The 16888-nt window shown below is 72.1% G+C and carries 14 protein-coding genes; 7 read left to right on the top strand and 7 right to left on the bottom strand.

Annotation, left to right across the window (positions count from 1 at the left end):
- A partial coding sequence (locus FXF52_RS36615; RefSeq protein WP_255472733.1) for a condensation domain-containing protein occupies positions 1–2008 on the bottom strand: 2008 nt, incomplete at its 3' end.
- A gap of 230 nt (positions 2009–2238) precedes the next feature.
- On the opposite strand from FXF52_RS36615, the gene FXF52_RS36610 reads away from it, so the two are divergent.
- Positions 2239–3795, top strand: coding sequence for an AMP-binding protein (locus FXF52_RS36610; RefSeq protein WP_148804258.1), 1557 nt, complete (start codon positions 2239–2241; stop codon positions 3793–3795).
- Between the two features lie 2 nt (positions 3796–3797).
- Here the strand turns inward: FXF52_RS36610 and pabB are convergent, their stop codons facing one another.
- The 3 genes from pabB to FXF52_RS36595 all read right to left on the bottom strand — a co-directional run bounded on the left by pabB (position 3798) and on the right by FXF52_RS36595 (position 8575).
- Complete coding sequence (gene pabB / locus FXF52_RS36605; RefSeq protein ID WP_148804257.1) at positions 3798–5954, bottom strand: aminodeoxychorismate synthase component I; 2157 nt, start codon at positions 5952–5954, stop codon at positions 3798–3800.
- Positions 5942–7186, bottom strand: a complete 1245-nt coding sequence (locus FXF52_RS36600; protein ID WP_187413928.1) for a 3-deoxy-7-phosphoheptulonate synthase — start codon at positions 7184–7186, stop codon at positions 5942–5944. The genes pabB and FXF52_RS36600 overlap by 13 nt, the downstream gene beginning before the upstream one ends.
- A gap of 615 nt (positions 7187–7801) precedes the next feature.
- Positions 7802–8575, bottom strand: coding sequence for an aminotransferase class IV (locus FXF52_RS36595; protein WP_255472732.1), 774 nt, complete (start codon positions 8573–8575; stop codon positions 7802–7804).
- Between FXF52_RS36595 and FXF52_RS36590 the strand changes: the two genes are divergently transcribed.
- Together FXF52_RS36590 and FXF52_RS36585 are read left to right on the top strand one after the other, a co-directional pair.
- The gene (locus FXF52_RS36590) at positions 8532–9296 is read left to right on the top strand and encodes an RNA polymerase subunit sigma-70 (RefSeq protein ID WP_148804255.1); all 765 of its coding nucleotides are present in this window, start codon (positions 8532–8534) and stop codon (positions 9294–9296) included. The two genes, FXF52_RS36595 and FXF52_RS36590, sit on opposite strands and share 44 nt — an antisense overlap.
- Complete coding sequence (locus tag FXF52_RS36585) at positions 9293–9910, top strand: dihydrofolate reductase family protein (protein WP_255472731.1); 618 nt, start codon at positions 9293–9295, stop codon at positions 9908–9910. Before FXF52_RS36590 ends, FXF52_RS36585 begins: the two co-directional genes overlap by 4 nt.
- 345 nt (positions 9911–10255) lie before the next feature.
- Here FXF52_RS36585 and FXF52_RS36580 read toward each other — a convergent pair whose 3' ends face one another.
- A complete protein-coding gene (locus tag FXF52_RS36580; protein WP_148804254.1) occupies positions 10256–10705 on the bottom strand; it encodes a GNAT family N-acetyltransferase in 450 nt (149 codons plus the stop codon).
- 193 nt (positions 10706–10898) lie between these two features.
- Complete coding sequence (locus FXF52_RS36575) at positions 10899–11507, bottom strand: TetR family transcriptional regulator (RefSeq protein WP_148804259.1); 609 nt, start codon at positions 11505–11507, stop codon at positions 10899–10901.
- Positions 11508–11601: 94 nt separating this feature from the next.
- On the opposite strand from FXF52_RS36575, the gene FXF52_RS36570 reads away from it, so the two are divergent.
- Entirely contained in the window at positions 11602–12408 is an 807-nt protein-coding gene (locus FXF52_RS36570; RefSeq protein ID WP_148804253.1) for an SDR family oxidoreductase, read from the top strand.
- Between the two features lie 232 nt (positions 12409–12640).
- On the opposite strand, the gene FXF52_RS36565 is transcribed toward FXF52_RS36570, so the two are convergent.
- Positions 12641–13642, bottom strand: coding sequence for an ATP-dependent DNA ligase (locus FXF52_RS36565; protein ID WP_148804252.1), 1002 nt, complete (start codon positions 13640–13642; stop codon positions 12641–12643).
- 684 nt (positions 13643–14326) lie between these two features.
- Between FXF52_RS36565 and FXF52_RS36560 the strand changes: the two genes are divergently transcribed.
- The 3 genes from FXF52_RS36560 to FXF52_RS36550 all read left to right on the top strand — a co-directional run.
- On the top strand, positions 14327–14524 hold the full coding sequence (locus FXF52_RS36560; RefSeq protein WP_148804251.1) for a hypothetical protein: 198 nt from the start codon (positions 14327–14329) through the stop codon (positions 14522–14524).
- Between the two features lie 78 nt (positions 14525–14602).
- Positions 14603–14917: a hypothetical protein gene (locus FXF52_RS36555; RefSeq protein WP_148804250.1), complete on the top strand. Its 315-nt coding sequence runs from the start codon at positions 14603–14605 to the stop codon at positions 14915–14917.
- A gap of 166 nt (positions 14918–15083) precedes the next feature.
- Positions 15084–16888 (top strand): AAA family ATPase (locus tag FXF52_RS36550; RefSeq protein ID WP_148804249.1); only part of this gene is annotated, 1805 nt, incomplete at its 3' end.

Below are 16888 nucleotides of genomic sequence, written 5' to 3'. Positions count from 1 at the left end.
CATCCCAATTCAGCAACAACCCACCACCCAACTCGACCACCTGATGGTCCAGCCAGGCCTGTGGGGTCTGGGAGAGCATGTAGTCGGGGTCGCCGAAGGTGTCGCGGACGTCGGCGTCGATCAGCTCGCCCATGCCGATCGCGCTGGTGAAGACCACCGGCGCGAAGCTGGTGGTCTCCGGGTGGGCGCGGGCGAGGTCGCGGAGCACCTCCACGGCGGAGTACTCGCGGTGCCGGACGTCGGTGCGGAAGCGCTGTTGGAGCCGGCGGGCACGGTCGGCGAAGCTCTCCGGCGCCGAGGCGTCCACCTCGAGCAGGATCAGGTTGGTGAAGTCGCCGACCATCGCGCCGACGGCGGGATGGATGCTCTCCCGGTCGAACAGCGGCAGGTTCAGCAGGAACCTCGGCTCCCCGCTCCACGCCGCGAGGACCTCGGCGAAGGCGGTGGCGAGCGCCATCGGCAGGGTCACCCGCTGCTCCCGGGCGTGCGCCGCCAGGGCCGCCCACTCCTGGGCGGAGAGCCGGTGCTCGTACCGCTCGATCCGCGGGCGGCCCAGCCGGGCCGGCTCGACGGCCAGCGGCAGCGCCGGGGCGCCGGGCAGCTCAGGCAGTCGCTCACGCCAGTACTCCGCCGCGCGGCGGTGCGCCTCGGCCCGGCGCTCGGCCTGCCGCGCGAGGTAGGTGGCGAAGTCGAAGTCCAGCGCGGGCAGGTCGCCGCCGTCTCGGGCGTACAGCCGGCTCAGGTCGGTGAGCAGGATCCGGATGCTGGCCACGTCGGCCACGAGCAGGTCGGTGTTGACGTGTACGGTGGTCGCCCCGTCGGGCAGCAGGGAGAGCTGCACGTCCAGCACCTCGCCGCGCTCGACCGCCAGCCGCCGGTGGGACAGGTCGGCGCGGATCCGCTCCAGCCCGGCCCGGGCCGCTGCGGCGTCGACCGTGGACAGGTCGTGCACGGTCAGCCCCGCCCAGCGGCTCTCCGGCTCGATGCGCTGCCGGCCGTCGTCGTCGAAGACCGCCCGCAGCATGCCGTGCCGGGCGAACAGGAACCGGACCGCTGCCTCCAGCCGCGCCGGTTCGATCCCCTTGCCGTGCAACTCCAGGTAGAAGTGGCAGCCGACGCCGCCGAGCGGCTGGTCGTCGCGGCGCCCGATCCAGTAGGCGTGCTGCACCGGCGTCAGCGGGAACGGCTCGCCGACGTCCGGGGTGCCCGGGCCGGCCGGGGTGGCCGCCGCCGGGCCGGTCCGGGTGGCCGTGGCCGGGTCGGCCGGGAGGTGGCCCGCCCGGGCCAGCAGCCGTGCCCAGTCACCGAGCACCGGCCGCTCCATCAGGTCGGCGAAGCTCACCTCCAGGCCCCGCTCGCGCCAGGCGTTGACCAGGTCCATCGCGCGGATCGAGTCCATGCCGAGCTCGATCAGGTCGTCCTCGAGGCCGATCTCGTCCGGCTCGACACCGAGCAGGTCGGCGATGTCCGCGCGCAGTTCGTCCAGCGGGCTTTCACCGTCGTGCGACGACGGGCGATCGCCCGCCAGCGGGGACGGTGAGACGGCGGCGGCGCGGCCCGTCGCCGGGCCGGCGGCGGCAGCCGTGACGGGCCGGGTCGGCGCGGCAGGGGTGGCCGACGTCGGCGCGGGGCGCCACAGCGGGGCGGGCGGGGTGAGCCGGTCCACGGCGCGGACGTCGAGTTCTCCGCGCCGGTAGGCGGTCAGCAGCTCCGGCGGGGCCTGCGGACCGTCCAGGCCCGACGGCAGCGCGCCCGGGCGTACCAGTGCCACGTCCTCCGGCGGTACGGCGCCGGCGGTGACGAAGGCCGTCCGGACCCGCGCCGCCACGATGGCGGCGTCCTGCGGTGTGGCTCCGGTCGACTCGACCAGCGCGGTCAACGGGCCGTCGTGGTAGGCCCGCCCGACCAGCAGGCGGCCGGTCTCCGGCTCGGCCGGTTCCCGGACGGCCGGGGTGAGCCCCTGCTGACCCGTCTGTCCGGAGATGGCGGCGAATCGCTCGGCGTCCATGCGTGTGTTGCCTCCAGATCAGCGTCCGTCGAATCCCTTTTCCATGGCGGTCGCCGGCCCAAACCGGCGGATCACCGCTTCCCCACCGGCGGCCGGATCGGTTGCCGTCCGGTTGCCGTTGTCGTACGTTCCGTTCTGCCCACGCCCCGGGACGCACGTCGATTCGGTCGGCGCCCGCCGCCCGTGGGCGCGGGCGCGAACACCGTCGACGACTGATCGGACGGAGCGCGATGCCAAATTCCCAGGACCTGTACGAGGTTGATGCGGTCCGACCCGCGGGCGCGGACGCCGCGACGCCGGACCGCAACGTGGCCGCCAGGCTGGCCGGGCTGGCCAGACAGCGGCGGTGGTGGGACCGGCCGGCGTACCTGGACGACGCCGGCATGTGGACCCACGGCGAGCTGCACGACTGGGCGGCCCGGGTAGCGACCGTCCTCGCCGGACGGGGGGTGCACCCCGGCGACCGGGTGCTGCTGGCGCTGCCCGACCGGGCCGAGTGGGTCGGCTGTTTCCTGGCCGTGGCCCGGCTCGGCGCGGTGGTGGTGCCGATCAACCCCGCCCTCACCGCCGGCGAGCACGCCACGCTGGTGGCCGACTGCCGGCCGGTGGCCGTCATCGCGGACGCGGCGGCGGCCGACCATTTCGACCCGGCCGTGCTCGTCGGGCCGGAGCAACTCGGGGTGTCCGCCCAGGACGCCGCAGCGGCCCCGCCGTGCCCGGTCGACGACCGCACGCCGCTCTACATCCAGTACACCTCGGGCACCACCGGGCAGCCCAAGGGCGCCGTCCACCGGCACGCCGACTTCCCGCACTACCATCGGGCGGTCGGCGAGACGATGCTGCGGTTGCGGCCGGAGGACGTCAGCTTCTCCATCTCGAAGCTCTTCTTCGCGTACGGCCTGGGCAACTCGCTGGTCTACCCGCTGCACTCCGGGTCGGCGGCGGTGCTCACCGCGCAGCGCCCCGGCCCGGCGCTCGTCGCCGACCTGATCCGACGGCACCGGGTCACCGTGCTGCACGCCGTCCCGTCCGCGTACGCGAACCTGGTGGCCGAGGTGACCGACCCGGAGCCGTTCGGCAGCGTACGGGTCGCGGTGTCGGCCGGCGAGCCGCTGGCGGCGCCCCTGGGCGAGCGGGCCACCGCGCTGCTCGGCGCGCCGGTCCTCGACGAACTGGGGTCCACCGAGATCGGCGGCGCGTGCTGCGCGAACCGGCTCGACGACAACCAGCCCGGCACCATCGGGCGCCCCCTGCCGGGGTACGAGCTGCGGGTCTGCGACAGCTCCGGCCGACCGCTGGCCGGTCCGGCCGAGGGCGAGCTGTGGGTACGCGGCCCGACCCTGTTGACCGGCTACCTGAACCAGCCGGAGGAGACCGCCCGGGTGCTGGTGGACGGCTGGCTGCGCACCGGCGACCGGGTGACCCGGCTGCCCGACGGCCGGTACCGGCACGGCGGCCGGCTCGACGACCTGGAGATGGTCGGCGGCATCACCATGTCCCCGGTCGAGGTCGAGCGGCTGCTGCTCACCCACCCGCTGGTACGGGAGGTCGGCGTCGCCGCGGTGCCCGACGATCGGGGCGCCACGAAGCTGCGGGCGTACGTGGTCTGCGCGGTGGACCCGGCGACGGTCCCGGGCCTGGCGGATGAGCTGATCGGGCTGGTCCGCTCCCGGCTGGCGACGTTCAAGGTGCCGCGCAGCGTGGAGTTCGTCCCCGCGCTGCCCCGCACCCCGACCGGCAAGCTGCGACGCTTCGTGCTGCGCCGCGGCCTCGAACGGCTCTCCTAGCATCACGCTGCGCCCCTGCCTGGCCGGCCGGCGGCACTGCCGGCCGGCTCGGGCACCCGCTGCGGGAACTCCAGCCCGAGGACCGTCATCAGCCCGCTGGCCTTGACGGCGGTCTCCTCGAACTCGGCGGCCGGCTCGGACAGTGCGATGATCGCCCCGCCCACGCCGTAGTAGGCCTGCTCCCCGGCGACCACCAGGGTGCGGATCACCATGCTGAGGTCGGCCGCCCCGGTGAGGGAGAAGTAGCCGAGCGCTCCGGAGTAGATCCCCCGGGGACCGTCCTCCAGCTCGTCGATGATCTCCATCGTGCGCAGCTTCGGCGCGCCGGTCATGGAGCCGCCCGGGAAGGCCGCCCGGACGCAGTCCACCGCGGAGCGGTCCGGGCGCAGCCGCGCCCGCACGGTGCTGACCAACTGGTGGACGGTGGCGTAGCTCTCCACCACGAACAGCTCCGGCACCGTGACCGTGCCGACCTCGGCGACCCGGCCGAGGTCGTTGCGGACCAGGTCGACGATCATCAGGTTCTCCGCCTGGTCCTTCTCGTTGTGCAGCAGGTCCGCGCGCAGCGCCGCGTCCTCGGCCCGGGAGCTGCCGCGGGGGCGGGTGCCCTTGATCGGTTTCGACTCCGCCACGCCGGCCGCGCTGATCCGCAGGAACCGTTCCGGGGAGGAACTGAGCACCGCCACGTCGCCGAACTCGAGGAACGCCGCGAACGGTGCGGGGGTGGCCCGGCGCAGCGCCCGGTAGACCGGCCAGGGTGACAGCCGCCCCCGGACGGTGAGCATGTTGGTCAGGCAGACTTCGTAGCTTTCCCCGGCGACGATCGCGCGCTGGCAGGCCGCGATCAGGTCGAGGTACTCCTCCCGCTGGTGGCGCAGTTCCACCGGGTGCCGGACGCGCTCGGGCAGCCGGGGCGCGGCCGGTGGGAGGGTGCGGCCGGCAAGCGCCCGCATCCGTGCGGCGGTCTCGTCCTGCCAGCGGCGGGCCGCCGCGGTGTCGTCGCCACGGGCGAGGGCGAGCAGCCAGACCGAGTCGTCGCGGTGGTCCACCACGACCGCGCGGTCGGCGAAGACCAGCATGGCGTCGGGGGTCGGCGCGCGGTGCGCGAGCCGCGCCCCGCACTCGGCCTTCAGCTCGTAGCCGAGGTAACCGACCCAGCCGAGGGCGAAGTCGAAGGGCAGCGGGACCTCCGGCTCCGCGCGGTGCTTTCGCAGGTCGGCGTCGAGCCAGTCGAGGAACGGGCCGGGGTAGGTCCGCTCCCCGTCGGCGCTGGTCTCCGTCACCGTCCCGGCCGCCACATCGGCGCGGACCACCCGGGCCAGCGGCCCGGAAGCGTCGCCGAGAACCGAGATCCCAGCCCCGTACGCGCCGCCGCGCTGGTTGTTGTCCAGCCAGAACGCGTACGGGCTGCCGCGGAACTGCGCGTCGAAGAGCGCCTCGGTCTCCACCGCCAGCCGCAGCCGGCGGACCAGGACCCGGTGCCGCGGCGCGGCCGGGCCGGTCGGGGCGGCCGAGACGGCCTGGGGCGTCGCCGCGCGGTGCGGCCGGCGGGCGGGCGCGGCGTGGCGCGGGCGTTCGGCGCGCCACCGCCACGTCGCCTCGTCGAAGTTCGCCAGCAGCCGCCGCCCGTGCTCGGTACGGATCGACTCCGGGTGGAACTGCACCCCCCAGACCGGCCGGTGCCGGTGCCGGACCGCCATCAGCACGCCGTCCTCGGACCGGGCCGAGGCGACCAGCGACGGCGGCAGCTGGTCGACCGCCAGGGAGTGGTACCGCACCACCTCGAACGGTGACGGGATGCCGGCGAACAGTTCGCTGCCGTCGTGGTGGACCCGGGAGAGGCGACCGTGCCGGGGCTCCGGGGCCGCGGCCACCCGGCCGCCGAGCAGGTGACACAGCCCCTGGTGCCCGAGGCAGACCCCGAGCACGGGGAGCCGGCCCGCCTCGAAGACCTCCCGGCAGAGCCCGAAGTCGCGGTGCCGTTCCGGGCGGCCCGGGCCGGGCGAGAGCAGGACGTTGTCGAACTCGTCCAGCCACTCCGGCTGCCAGCGCGGGTCGTCGTTGGTGATCACCGTCGGCTCGGTGCCGGTCACCTCGGCGACGTAGTGGAACAGGTTGTAGGTGAACGAGTCGTAGTTGTCGATGATCAGCGTCCGCATCCGGTGACCTCCCGTCCACTGTGCTGCGGAGCCGCGCCGAGGAGGGCGGCGTACCCGGCCACGATCCGTCGGGCCTGGTCGGCGTCGAGTCGGGGATCGCACGCCGAGCGGTACCTGGGCAGCCGGGCGGCACGGGCCCGAGCGGCCGGCCCGGCGTAGCACTCCGTCACCTCGTCCGCGGTGACCTCCAGGTGCAGCCCGTTGGGGGGCACCCCCTCGGACCGCAGCACCGCGACGAAGTCGGCCACCTCCTGCTCGATCCACTCGAGCGGGCGGGTCTTCAGACCGTCCCGGGTGCGGACGGTGTTGCCGTGCATGGGGTCGCACAGCCAGAGCACCGGTACGCCGGTGTCGGCCACGGCGGCCACCAGCGGCGGGAGCAGCGCGTGGACCCGGCTGGCGCCCATCCGGGCGATCAGGGTGAGCCGGCCGGGCATCCGGTCCGGGTTGAGGGCCCGGCAGAGCGCGGCGATCTCCTCCGGCATCGCGCCCGGGCCGACCTTGACCGCCACCGGGTTGCTGATCGAGGCGAGCAACGCCACGTGCGGGCCGCCGGGTTGCCGGGTGCGGTCGCCGACCCAGAGCAGGTGCCCGGAGGTGGAGTGCCGCTGCCGGCCGGTGCGGACCAACGGCTCCTCGTAGTCCAGCAGCAGCGCCTCGTGGGAGGCGTAGACCCGTTCCGGCTCCGGCCGGCCCGCCCAGGTCTGACGCAGGCCGGCGAGGGTCCGCCCGCTGTGCTCGTAGGCGGCGAGCAGCCGGCGGGGATCGGGCCGGCGCGCCCACGGCTCGGGCGCGGGGTCGTTGACCGCGTCGCCCCGGTAGGCCGGCAGTCGCCGTCCGTTCGGCAGGACTTCCCAGGGAGACGACCGAGGCTTGCCGTACTGGCCGGCCAGCCGCCCGATCCGCACGGCCGGCCGGCCGGCGGGGCTGCGCAGCAGTTCGGCGAGGGCGTCGAGCTGGGCGATCTTCCGGGTCACCGTCGCGGGTGAGCTGTCGGCGAACCGTTCGGCGCAGTCGCCGGCGTGCAGGACCTGCGTACCGGTCCAGGCCAGGGCGAGGGCGGCGGCCAGGTCGGCGCACTCGTCCTCGGTGACCAGCCCGGGCCGGCGGGCGAGCTCGCAGCGGACCGCCTCGATGCGGTCCCGGGCCGGCCATGGCGGCTGCTGCTGCCCGCCCCATGGCGGAAACTCGGCCGGTTGGGTCAGGGCGCTGAGGCCGGCCGTGTCACCCACGGGCGGGATCCCGCCAGGGGGACGACCTCCGGGCCGACCACTGCGCTCCCATTCGCGGTGGGGTCGCGACGGACCGGGGTACGCGCCGCGAGTCCTCGACCGGTGGCGGCGAAAGGCATGGTGACATCACGGTTTCTCCATCGGGAGCGGCGTGACACGGGCCGCGCGGCGTGGGCCGGCGGCGACGGCGCTGGAGTCCGTCCGGCTCGGCTCAGCCGGGGACGGCATGCCCGGACGGGTGGAGGTCCGGATACCGCCGTGCGGCGGGATGGATCAGCGGGACGCCGGGCTCATCGGGCGGGGCGCGGGTGAGCCGGCGGGCGACCGAGCCGGGCAGAAGGGTGTCTCGGGGTCAGGATCGGGATGGTCCACATGCTGCTTTCCACCGTTTCCACGTCCGGGGTCCTTCGCTGGCGACGCCCCGGCCCGACCGCTGGGCATGATCGGAGGTGACAACGCCAGCCGTTCGACTCAGGAAAGGCTGCCACAGTGAGGCATGCACGGCAACCGATAGGTTGATTGACAAACCCGACTTTGTCGGCATGAAAAGCCAGGTATCGTGGCCGGTACGGTCTACATTGCTCCTATTCGCCAGCCCCTGCGGGGTGTGGGCGGTCAGAAGGGCTCGGGCGGGATCGCCTCGTAGCCGGCCCTCGGCCGCTCCAGCAGCGCCCGCTCGGCGGCGAGCGGCCGGTCGTCGATCGCCGCCACCGGCCGGATACCGACGCCGGCGCTGGTGACGAAGGCCGTGCACTCCGCAGGCAGGTCGCCGACCCGGATCGGCTCCCGACGCACCGGCGTGCCCATCCCCGCCAACACCCCGTCGAGCAGGCGGGCGGTGACCCCGGGCAGGCAGTCCGCCGCGGGCCACCACACCTCGCCGACCATGACGAAGCCGATGTTCCAGGTGGCCCCCTCGCTGACCCGGCCGTCAGAATCGACGAAGAGGACGTCGTCGAAACCGGCGCGCTGCGCCAGGCGGCGTTGGCGCACCGCGCCGAAGAGGCCGACGTGCTTGACCTCCGGCAGGTCCCGCCGGTGGCACACCGCATGCAGGCGCACCGGGGACGACGCCGGCGGCTCGGCCGGCCGAACGCTGACCAGCACCCGGGGCCGTGCCTGCGCACCGGGGCGGACGACCGTGAGCCCCGGGTCGAACACGGTGATCCGCAGCATCGCCGGCGGGTCCACCCGGGCGGCCAGGCGCCGGGCGAGCCCGCGCACCCGATCGATGTCGAGGCGTACGTCGAACTGCGCCGCGCAGTCGCGGGCCAGCCGGTCGAGGTGCAGACCCAGCCCGCGCACCCCGCCCCGCTCCAGCCGGACGGTGGTGAAGTGTCCGTAGTTGACCAGCGCCAGCGCCGCCAGATCGTCGGCGGACGCGGGCACGCCATCGGGCCTGGGCGCGCCGAGCGACGATCCCGGGGCGCCGCTCACGCCGGCGTCGGGCTTCGCTTGGCTACAGCCGTTCCCCGACGCGCGATTCGATGCCGACGCGCGGACCGACCTGCGGCTGGCGCTGGTGGCGGCGATGCAGACCTTGTCGGCACGCCAGCGGGCCGCGCTCCTGCTCCGCGACGTACTGCAGTGCAGTGCCGCTGAGGTCGCTACGCAGCTGGGCACCACGATCCCGGCGATCAACAGCGCGCTGCAGCGCGCCCGCGCCGCTCTGGCCGAGACGGGGGATGCCAGCGAGGTCACCGAGCCGGACGATCCGAAGGTACGCGGCGTAGTCGACCGGTACGTCCGGGCGTTCGAGACGGCCAACGTTCCCGCGCTCGTGCGGCTGCTCATCGACGATGTTGTCTTGGAGATGCCGCCAGTGCCGGTGTGGTATCGGGGCAGCCGCGACTACGGCCGGTTCATCGACCGGGTCTTCCAGATTCGTGGGACCGGCTGGGCCATGACACGGCTTACCGCCAACGGGCAACCGGCGCTCGCTGCGTACGCGCCGCAGCCCGGCGACGGCCACCGGTTGCACACATTGCAAGTCCTCACCGTCACCAAGGGTCTCGTCGCGCACAACGTCGCGTTTGCCGATCCGGCCGTGTTCGAGGCGTTTGACCTGCCCCTTCAAATTTCTCCCGACGAGTCTGCCCGGACGCGATGAGTTCCGCCGATACCGCTGGTATGTACCGGCGAGTATCGACCGAAGGGACATCCATCATGAGCGTCATCGTTATCCAGTTCATCACCCTGGACGGGATCGTGTCCGATCCGGACGGATCCGGGGGCACCCCGACGGGCGGTTGGGCGTTTCGGCACGGCCCCGAAACCGTCGCCGGAGACAAGTTCCGCCTCGGGAACCTGCTCGACGAGGGCGTCATGCTGCTGGGCCGCACCACCTGGCAGCTGTTCTCCCGGATCTGGCCCGGGCGCGATGACCCGTTCTCCGCGCGTATGAACGCCGTGCCCAAACTGGTGGCCTCCCGCACGCTGGCCGACGCCTCGGCGTGGGCGAATTCCCGGCTCATCGACGGTGGCTTGGTCGAGGTGGTCAAGCACGAGCGGCGCGATGTGATCATCACCGGCAGCGTCAGCGTCGTGCACACACTGATGGCCGAAGACTTGATCGATGAATACCGGATGCTGACCTTCCCCACCATCCTCGGCAGCGGGCGGAGGCTCTTCCCGGCCGACGGTCCGCCCGCCTACCTGGAAACCCTGTCTGCGGAGCGGGCCGGTGCCGCCGTCCTCACGCGATACGGCAGAGCCACTCGGTGACGACTCGTTCCTCGTCCTCTACGAGACGCCGGCGGACCCAGAACGTTCGATCGGCACTACCGGCAGCTCCACGACCCGCTCGGATAGCGGTTGCGAGGGGCCGCGGCGATAACGCCCCATGTCAGCGCGTTGCTCCGACCAGGCCCGCCAGGCCCCCAGGATCGGCAGCCCGCCGCCGCAGCGTTGATCGTGTCGGCGATGGCCAGCGCCCGACCGGCGCGGCCACGAAGCACCGCCGACTGCCACCTCGCGCCCAAATGCACCCGAGCAACGCACGCTCATCGGCAGAAGCGGATGTCGTTGCCGACTGATCTCGGCACGTGGCACCCGGGCGACGCGGAGCGGTCAGAGGGCCCGGTCGAAGACCATCATGTCCTTGCCGGGCCCGTCATAGCCCACGATCGGTCCCGTCACCGCGAATCCCATGCTCTTGTGAAAGGCGATCGACCCTGCGTTCACCGGCGAGGTGATCGCCCCCACCGAACTGCATCCGGCCGTCTTCGCTATTGCGAAGAACTCCTGGTAGAGACGGCGGCCGAGCCCGGAGCCGCGAGCGGCGGGCGCGACGCCCACGAAATGGATGTAGGCCCGGCCGGGTTGCGAGGGTGAGAGCACGCCGATGAGGAACCCGGCGAGCGCGTCGTCGTGGTCGCGCGCGACCAGGCTGGTTCGGTGAAAGTGGTCGAGGAAGAGGCGGGGTAGCGAGCCGGCGATCGCGCGTCCCCACCAGTCGTCGACGACGGCGATGATTTCGTCGTAGTCCGCGGGTCGCGCGGGGTGCAGCTCCGGCTCCATGACCCGATCATGGCCGCGGGTGGGTCACCTTGTCGAGCGCTGTCGGGCCGCGCGGCTCCGTGCTCCTGAAGCGATCGCACATCGGCACGTGCGTGCACGCGGATCGAGCCGATGCCTACGCCAGATATCTACGGAGGGTGACGGAGTTCCTGCTTTCCGGCGCGCCCGGTCGGCGATACGTGCGGATGGCTGGTCAGGCGTCTGGCGCACTCCCGCGCACCGCCGTAACCGCCGAAACGACTAGATCCTCCAGCGACTGGCGGCCGTCGCTGCGGGTCCATGCCTCGCCGGCGACGTCGAGGCAGGTGAGCATGCAGGCGACGATCGCGTCGGCGCGCAGGTCATGCTCATCGTTCAGGGCAACGCCGAGGCGGCGGCGGATCTCCGGAGTGAGCAGTGCCTGCCAGTGGAGGTGTTTCTCGATGCTGCGGGCACGCAGCGACGGTGTTCTGTAGAGCATCTTGGAGATCTTCAACATGGTCGCGTCGTCCTGGCCGAGCCGCGGCGCGTGGCGTAACGCATTGAGCAGGGCGGTCCACGCGTCCTCAGCGGCGGGCCGGGCCTCCAACTCTTTGCGAATCAGCTCCCCCTGAGCTGCTAGGTCACCCAGCACGATGTCCTCCTTCGTGCCGAAGTAGCGGAAGAAGGAGCGCCGGGAGATGCCAGCCGCCGCGGCGATGTCGTCGATCGTCGTCGCTTCGAAACCGCGCTCCAAGAACAGATCCATCGCGGTCTGGGTGATCTCCGCATAGACCGCCTGGCGGGTGCGGGTCCAGAGCTTCTGATCAGAGGCGGTCGGCATGGTCACAGCCTAGCACCTCAGTGACTGGCTGGCACTGAGTGCCAGACAGTCGTATAGTGACACCGTCTTCGTGAATCGGCCCTTTGGAGGCGCCATGCCAGCCGTGGACTACCGCGGTCAGACCACCCTCATCACCGGCGCCAGCGCGGGCATCGGCGTCGAATTCGCCCGGCAGCTCGCCGCCCGCGGCTCCGACGTCGTGCTCGTCGCCCGGCGGCTGGACCGCCTGAAGCGACTCGCCGGCGAGCTTGACGCCGCCTACGGGGTCACCGCGACTCCGATCGCCATGGACCTAGCCGTCCCCGGCGTCGCTGCGGCGCTCGACGCCGCAATCACCAAGCGCGGCCTCACCATCACAAGCCTGATCAACAACGCTGGCTTCGCCACCAACGCCGCGTTCCACCACGCGGACCCGCAGCGGCTGGGCGCCGAGATCGCCGTCAACGTCACCAGCCTCGTCGACCTCAGCCGCGTCTTCATCGAACGGCTGCGCGCATGCGGCGGCGGCGTGCTGGTCAACGTCGCGAGCATGGCGGCCTACCAGGCCACCCCAACCATGGCCGTCTACGGCGCGTCCAAGGCATTCGTGCTCAGCTTCACCGAGGCGCTTTGGTACGAGTCGCGCGGCACCGGGCTGCGGGTGATGGCGCTGTCGCCAGGCGCAACCGAGACCGAGTTCTTCGACGTTGCCGGCACCCAGGCCGACGGCGGCACCAAGCGGATGCGCCCGGACGAGGTCGTCAAGATCGCCCTGAACGCCCTCGACCAGCGCACCCCACCGCCCAGCGTGATCGCTGGCGCCAGGAACCGACTGATGACACACGCGGGACGACTGGTCGGTCGTCGCCGGATGACCATGACGATCGGCTCGATGATGGACCGGGCCGCAGCCGCTCGCTGACGCCATGCACGAAACTCGCGTGCTCGTGCGCGTCAGTGGCGTCGCTCGGCGGGCCCTCCGGCCCACGGCGATGTCGGTCAGCCATGGGGGTCCACGGCCGGCGCTGGCCGATTCGTGGAGTGCACGCTCATCGGCAGAAGCGGATGCAAGCGGCTCGGGCTCAGGCGGCTGTTTGAGGCGTGCTGCAGCGCATCCGGCAGCACTCGCGGCTCATCAGCAGACCCACGGGCACTCACCCCAGGTCGCCGAAGTAGCCCTCCTCCTCGCCGAGCAGCAGCGGTACGTCGTACACCGACATGTCCGGCCGGTGCCGCGCGTAGCGCACGCGGTGGCGCCATCGTCCGTGTTCGAATGCCACGTCGGCGTCGATCTCCGCCACCACGCTGGGTTCCACCTGCACGTACGGCAGCGGCTCTGGCCGGTCCAGTTGGCCGGACCAGGACGCCGGCAGTGGATTCGGCCACGGGTGTGCGATCGCGCCGCGGCGCGGCATGCGTGGCGGCGACAGCTGTGCGGCCAGCGCCGCCCGCTGATCGGTGGTCAGTGGGTGGGAGCGGCCGGTGTACCGCAGCCGTTCCCGCCGGTCGAATCGGCCGAGTAGCAGGGTCTCCGGGCGGCTGATGCTGCCGGTAACCCCGCCGATGACGGCCTCCGTGACGATGCGGGTACGGAACTTCGACCAGCCGCGGCGGCCGGGCTCGTACCGGCCATCCAGGCGCTTGCTGACCACGCCCTCGATCCCCACCGCGATGGTCCAGTTCAGCAGCCAGTCCGACACCTCCCGCATGTCGGCCGTCTGCGGGGTCACGGTGAGCTGCGCCGGGGCGCCGGCGAGCAGCCTCTCCAGCCGGGCCCGGCGCTGCGCCAGCGGCAGGTCCAGGATCACCCGGCCGCCGACGTCGGCGAGCAGATCGAACAGCACGTAATGGGCAGGGCACTCGCGCGCCACGCGCAGCACAGCGCGGCCGGCGGTGACGCGCCGCTGCAGCTGCGCGAAGTTGGTCCGGCCGCGCTCCCAGACGATCAGCTCACCGTCAAGGACGGCACCGGGCGGGATGGCTGCCCGGATTGCCCGGGTGATGTCCGGGAAGTAGGTCGTCAGGTTCCGGCCGGCCCGCGACTGCAAATACACCCCGTCCGCCTCGCGGAAGGCGATCGCTCGCCACCCATCCCATTTCGGCTCGTGTACCAGATCCCGGCCCTCGGGCACCGCATCGACCGGCGCGGCGAGCATCGGCGCAACTGGCCGACGCAGCACCGGTTCCGCCGCACTCGCCCGTGCGCGGCCGGAACTCACCTGCAGCCTCGCCCATGAGCCCTTCTCATCTCCGCCCCCCACGTCATCGTGGGAGGGAACCGGCTCGCCTTGGGCAGAGATCTGCGACAACGAATGCCGCGGTGGTCACGGCACTGCTGTGGCAGGACCATCCAGCGAAGGGGGATGCGCTCCTCCTGTTCAAGGCACGTCGGACCAATCTGTGCGGACTGGTCGGGTCACCTATCACCGCTGTCAGCTTTGAGGGTGCCAGCGGTCGGGGGGCCGGATGGGGTCCAGGCAGTGCTCGCTCGTGAATCCCGGTCGGCATACCGCGGCGGCAACCGCCTGGTCGTGGAGGGTGCTAGCACGTTCGGTCATGATCAGGGCTTTTTCCACGGCGGCCAAAGTTCTTTACAGCAGGCGATCCCGGGCTGGCGAGCGACGGACGTCGGCGGCGAACCTGATCCGGTCGGCGGGGTCACCGCTCGGCTGCTGGCCACGCAACGTGGAGGTGGAGCAGCCTCGGCCGCAGGCCACCGACGACCGGTCCCCGCAGCGGACAAGTTGCGGGGACCGGCTCCACCTCAAGCGCCCATCCGAGTCCGACGGCAGAACCTCGTACGCCGCGCCCTGCCTTCACCAGGCACGTACCGTCGGAGGGTGGACGTGCTGCTACGCGGCGGGCCAGGTGACGGCCAGGTGGTGCCCGGCGGCGGGGAAGCCGTCGTGTGGCAGGCCTGCCTGTACGAGATCACGCCCGACTACGGCCACCGGCACGGCCGCGATCTACGGGTCTACCGGCACCGCCCCGACTGCTGCGAGCCGTACGGACGGGGCGCCGAAGACCGCTGCGAATGACCCGCTCCCACCGCTGTACGCGGGCTTGGTCGTGTCACCCCAACTCGCCAGCCGATCGAACATGCGTACGATCATGGTGTGGAAGAGGTGGCCCGGAGGTGGTGGAACGGGGTCTGGGGGCGCCTGGCGCGCCGCGACGTGTGGCTCGTCCGCGAGACGCGCTGGAAGGTGATCGGCCGCGCCGGGGACACCGAGACGGGGAAGGTGCTGCGGTGGGAGTTCGAGACGGAGCCGGAAGCCATGCTCATGGTTGATCGCCTTCTGCGCGCCGAGACCGCCGGGCAGTGGCGTGAACAAGAAGCTGCGGCGCCACCCGGGGTGGCAGCGACGGATACGAACAGCGCTGCGGCCCGGCCCGCCCGTAGAGGCAGAACAAAGCGTCATAACACGTGACAGAACCAGCGCTGGCTGAGGCCAGGGGCCCCGGTTCCGTGTGCGACGGCCGCCGGTTTCCCACCCGGGTTCGCTTCACCGGCGCGAGATCCCTTACCAGTGCTGTCCGGGCGGAACTGCGGGCCTGAGGCCCGGGCCTGGCACAGCAGCATGGACAAACGGCAGGATGGTCGCCGTGACCGCCGCCCCGACTCGTCCTCCGCTGGCCACCCTCGAGGCGGTGCTGGAGCGGTTGACCTATGTCAACGAGGAGACCGGCTACACCGTCGCCCGGGTCGCCACCGACCGCAGCTCGGACCTGCTGACGGTGGTCGGTGCTTTGTTGGGTGCGCAGCCGGGGGAAAGCCTGCGCCTGCACGGACGCTGGTCGTCGCATCCGAAGTACGGCCGGCAGTTCGAGGTCGACTCCTACACCACGGTGCTGCCGGCCACGATCCAGGGCATCCAGCGCTACCTCGGCTCCGGGCTGGTCAAGGGGATCGGGCCGGTGTTCGCCGAGCGGATCGTGGCGCATTTCGGCCTGGACACCCTGCGGGTGATCGAGGAGGAACCGGGCCGCCTGGTGGAGGTGCCTGGGCTGGGGCCGAAACGGACGGCGAAGATCACTGCGGCGTGGGAGGAGCAGAAGGCCATCAAGGAGGTGATGGTCTTCCTCCAAGGCGTCGGGGTGTCGACGTCCCTGGCCGTGCGGATCTACAAGCAGTACGGCGACGCGTCCATCGACGTCGTGTCGAAGGAGCCGTACCGGCTGGCCGCGGACGTGTGGGGCATCGGCTTCAAGACCGCCGACACCATCGCCCAGGCCGTCGGGATCCCGCATGACAGCCCGCAGCGGGTCATGGCGGGCCTGCAGTACACCCTGTCCGAGGCCACCGACAACGGGCACTGCTACCTGCCTGAACCTGAGCTGGTCGCCGACGCCACGAAGATCCTCGACGTGCCCGGCGACCTCGTCGCCCGCTGCCTCGACGACCTGGTCGCCGACGAAGGCGTCGTCCGCGAGCTCCTGCCCCGCGGCGATGGCGAGCCCGTGCCGGCGGTGTACCTGGTGCCGTTCCACCGCGCCGAGCAATCCCTCGCCAGCTCCCTGCACCGTCTGCTGAACACCTCGGCTGACCGGCTGCCCCACTTCACCACCGTCGACTGGGAAAAAGCCCTCGCTTGGCTGAAGGCGCGCACCGGCGCGGACCTGGCCCCTGAACAGGAACAGGCCGTCCGCCTCGCCCTCACCTCGAAGGTAGCGGTGCTCACCGGCGGGCCAGGCTGCGGCAAGAGCTTCACCGTCCGCTCGATCGTCGAACTCGCCGCCGCGAAGAAAGCCAAGATCACCCTCGTCGCCCCGACCGGCCGCGCCGCGAAACGCCTGTCCGAACTCACCGGCCACCCCGCCGCCACCGTCCACCGACTCCTACAGCTTCGCCCGGGCGGCGACCCCTCCTACGACCGGGACAACCCCCTCGACGTCGACCTGCTCGTCGTCGACGAAGCCTCCATGCTCGATCTCATCCTGGCCAACAAACTCGTCAAAGCCGTCCCACCCGGCGCCCACCTGCTCCTCGTCGGCGACGTCGACCAACTCCCCTCCGTCGGTGCCGGGGAAGTCCTGCGTGACCTGCTCGCCGCCCCCACCATCCCCCGGGTGCGGCTGACCCAGATCTTCCGCCAGGCCGCGCAGTCCGGTGTCGTCACCAACGCCCACCGCATCAACGCCGGCCGCCCACCCGTGGTTCAGGGGCTGCCGGACTTCTTCCTGTTCGCCTGCGACGACACCGAGGCCACCGCCGCCCTCACCGTCGACGTCGCCTGCACCCGCATCCCCGCCAAATTCCGGCTCGACCCGCGCCGGGACGTGCAGGTCCTCACCCCCATGCACCGCGGCCCCGCCGGCGCCGGCGCGCTGAACACGCTGCTGCAACAGCACCTCACCCCGCACCGCGACGGGCAGCCCGAGCGGAGAATGGGTGGGCGGGT

It is taken from the genome of Micromonospora sp. MP36 (assembly GCF_008119785.1).
GTDB lineage: Bacteria > Actinomycetota > Actinomycetes > Mycobacteriales > Micromonosporaceae > Micromonospora.
Note: the sequence above shows the minus strand (reverse complement) of the source record. Positions and strands in the feature narration are given on the sequence as shown.

Bases quoted from the DNA above. Each gene is read 5' to 3' on its own strand.
- FXF52_RS36610 (WP_148804258.1), top strand. From the start codon at position 2,239: ATGCCAAATTCCCAGGACCTGTACGAGGTTGATGCGGTCCGACCCGCG.
- FXF52_RS36575 (WP_148804259.1), bottom strand. From the start codon at position 11,507: ATGCCGACCGCCTCTGATCAGAAGCTCTGGACCCGCACCCGCCAGGCG.
- FXF52_RS36565 (WP_148804252.1), bottom strand. From the start codon at position 13,642: ATGCTCGCCGCGCCGGTCGATGCGGTGCCCGAGGGCCGGGATCTGGTA.
- FXF52_RS36585 (WP_255472731.1), top strand. From the start codon at position 9,293: ATGAGTTCCGCCGATACCGCTGGTATGTACCGGCGAGTATCGACCGAA.
- pabB (WP_148804257.1), bottom strand. From the start codon at position 5,954: ATGCGGACGCTGATCATCGACAACTACGACTCGTTCACCTACAACCTG.
- FXF52_RS36570 (WP_148804253.1), top strand. From the start codon at position 11,602: ATGCCAGCCGTGGACTACCGCGGTCAGACCACCCTCATCACCGGCGCC.
- FXF52_RS36580 (WP_148804254.1), bottom strand. From the start codon at position 10,705: ATGGAGCCGGAGCTGCACCCCGCGCGACCCGCGGACTACGACGAAATC.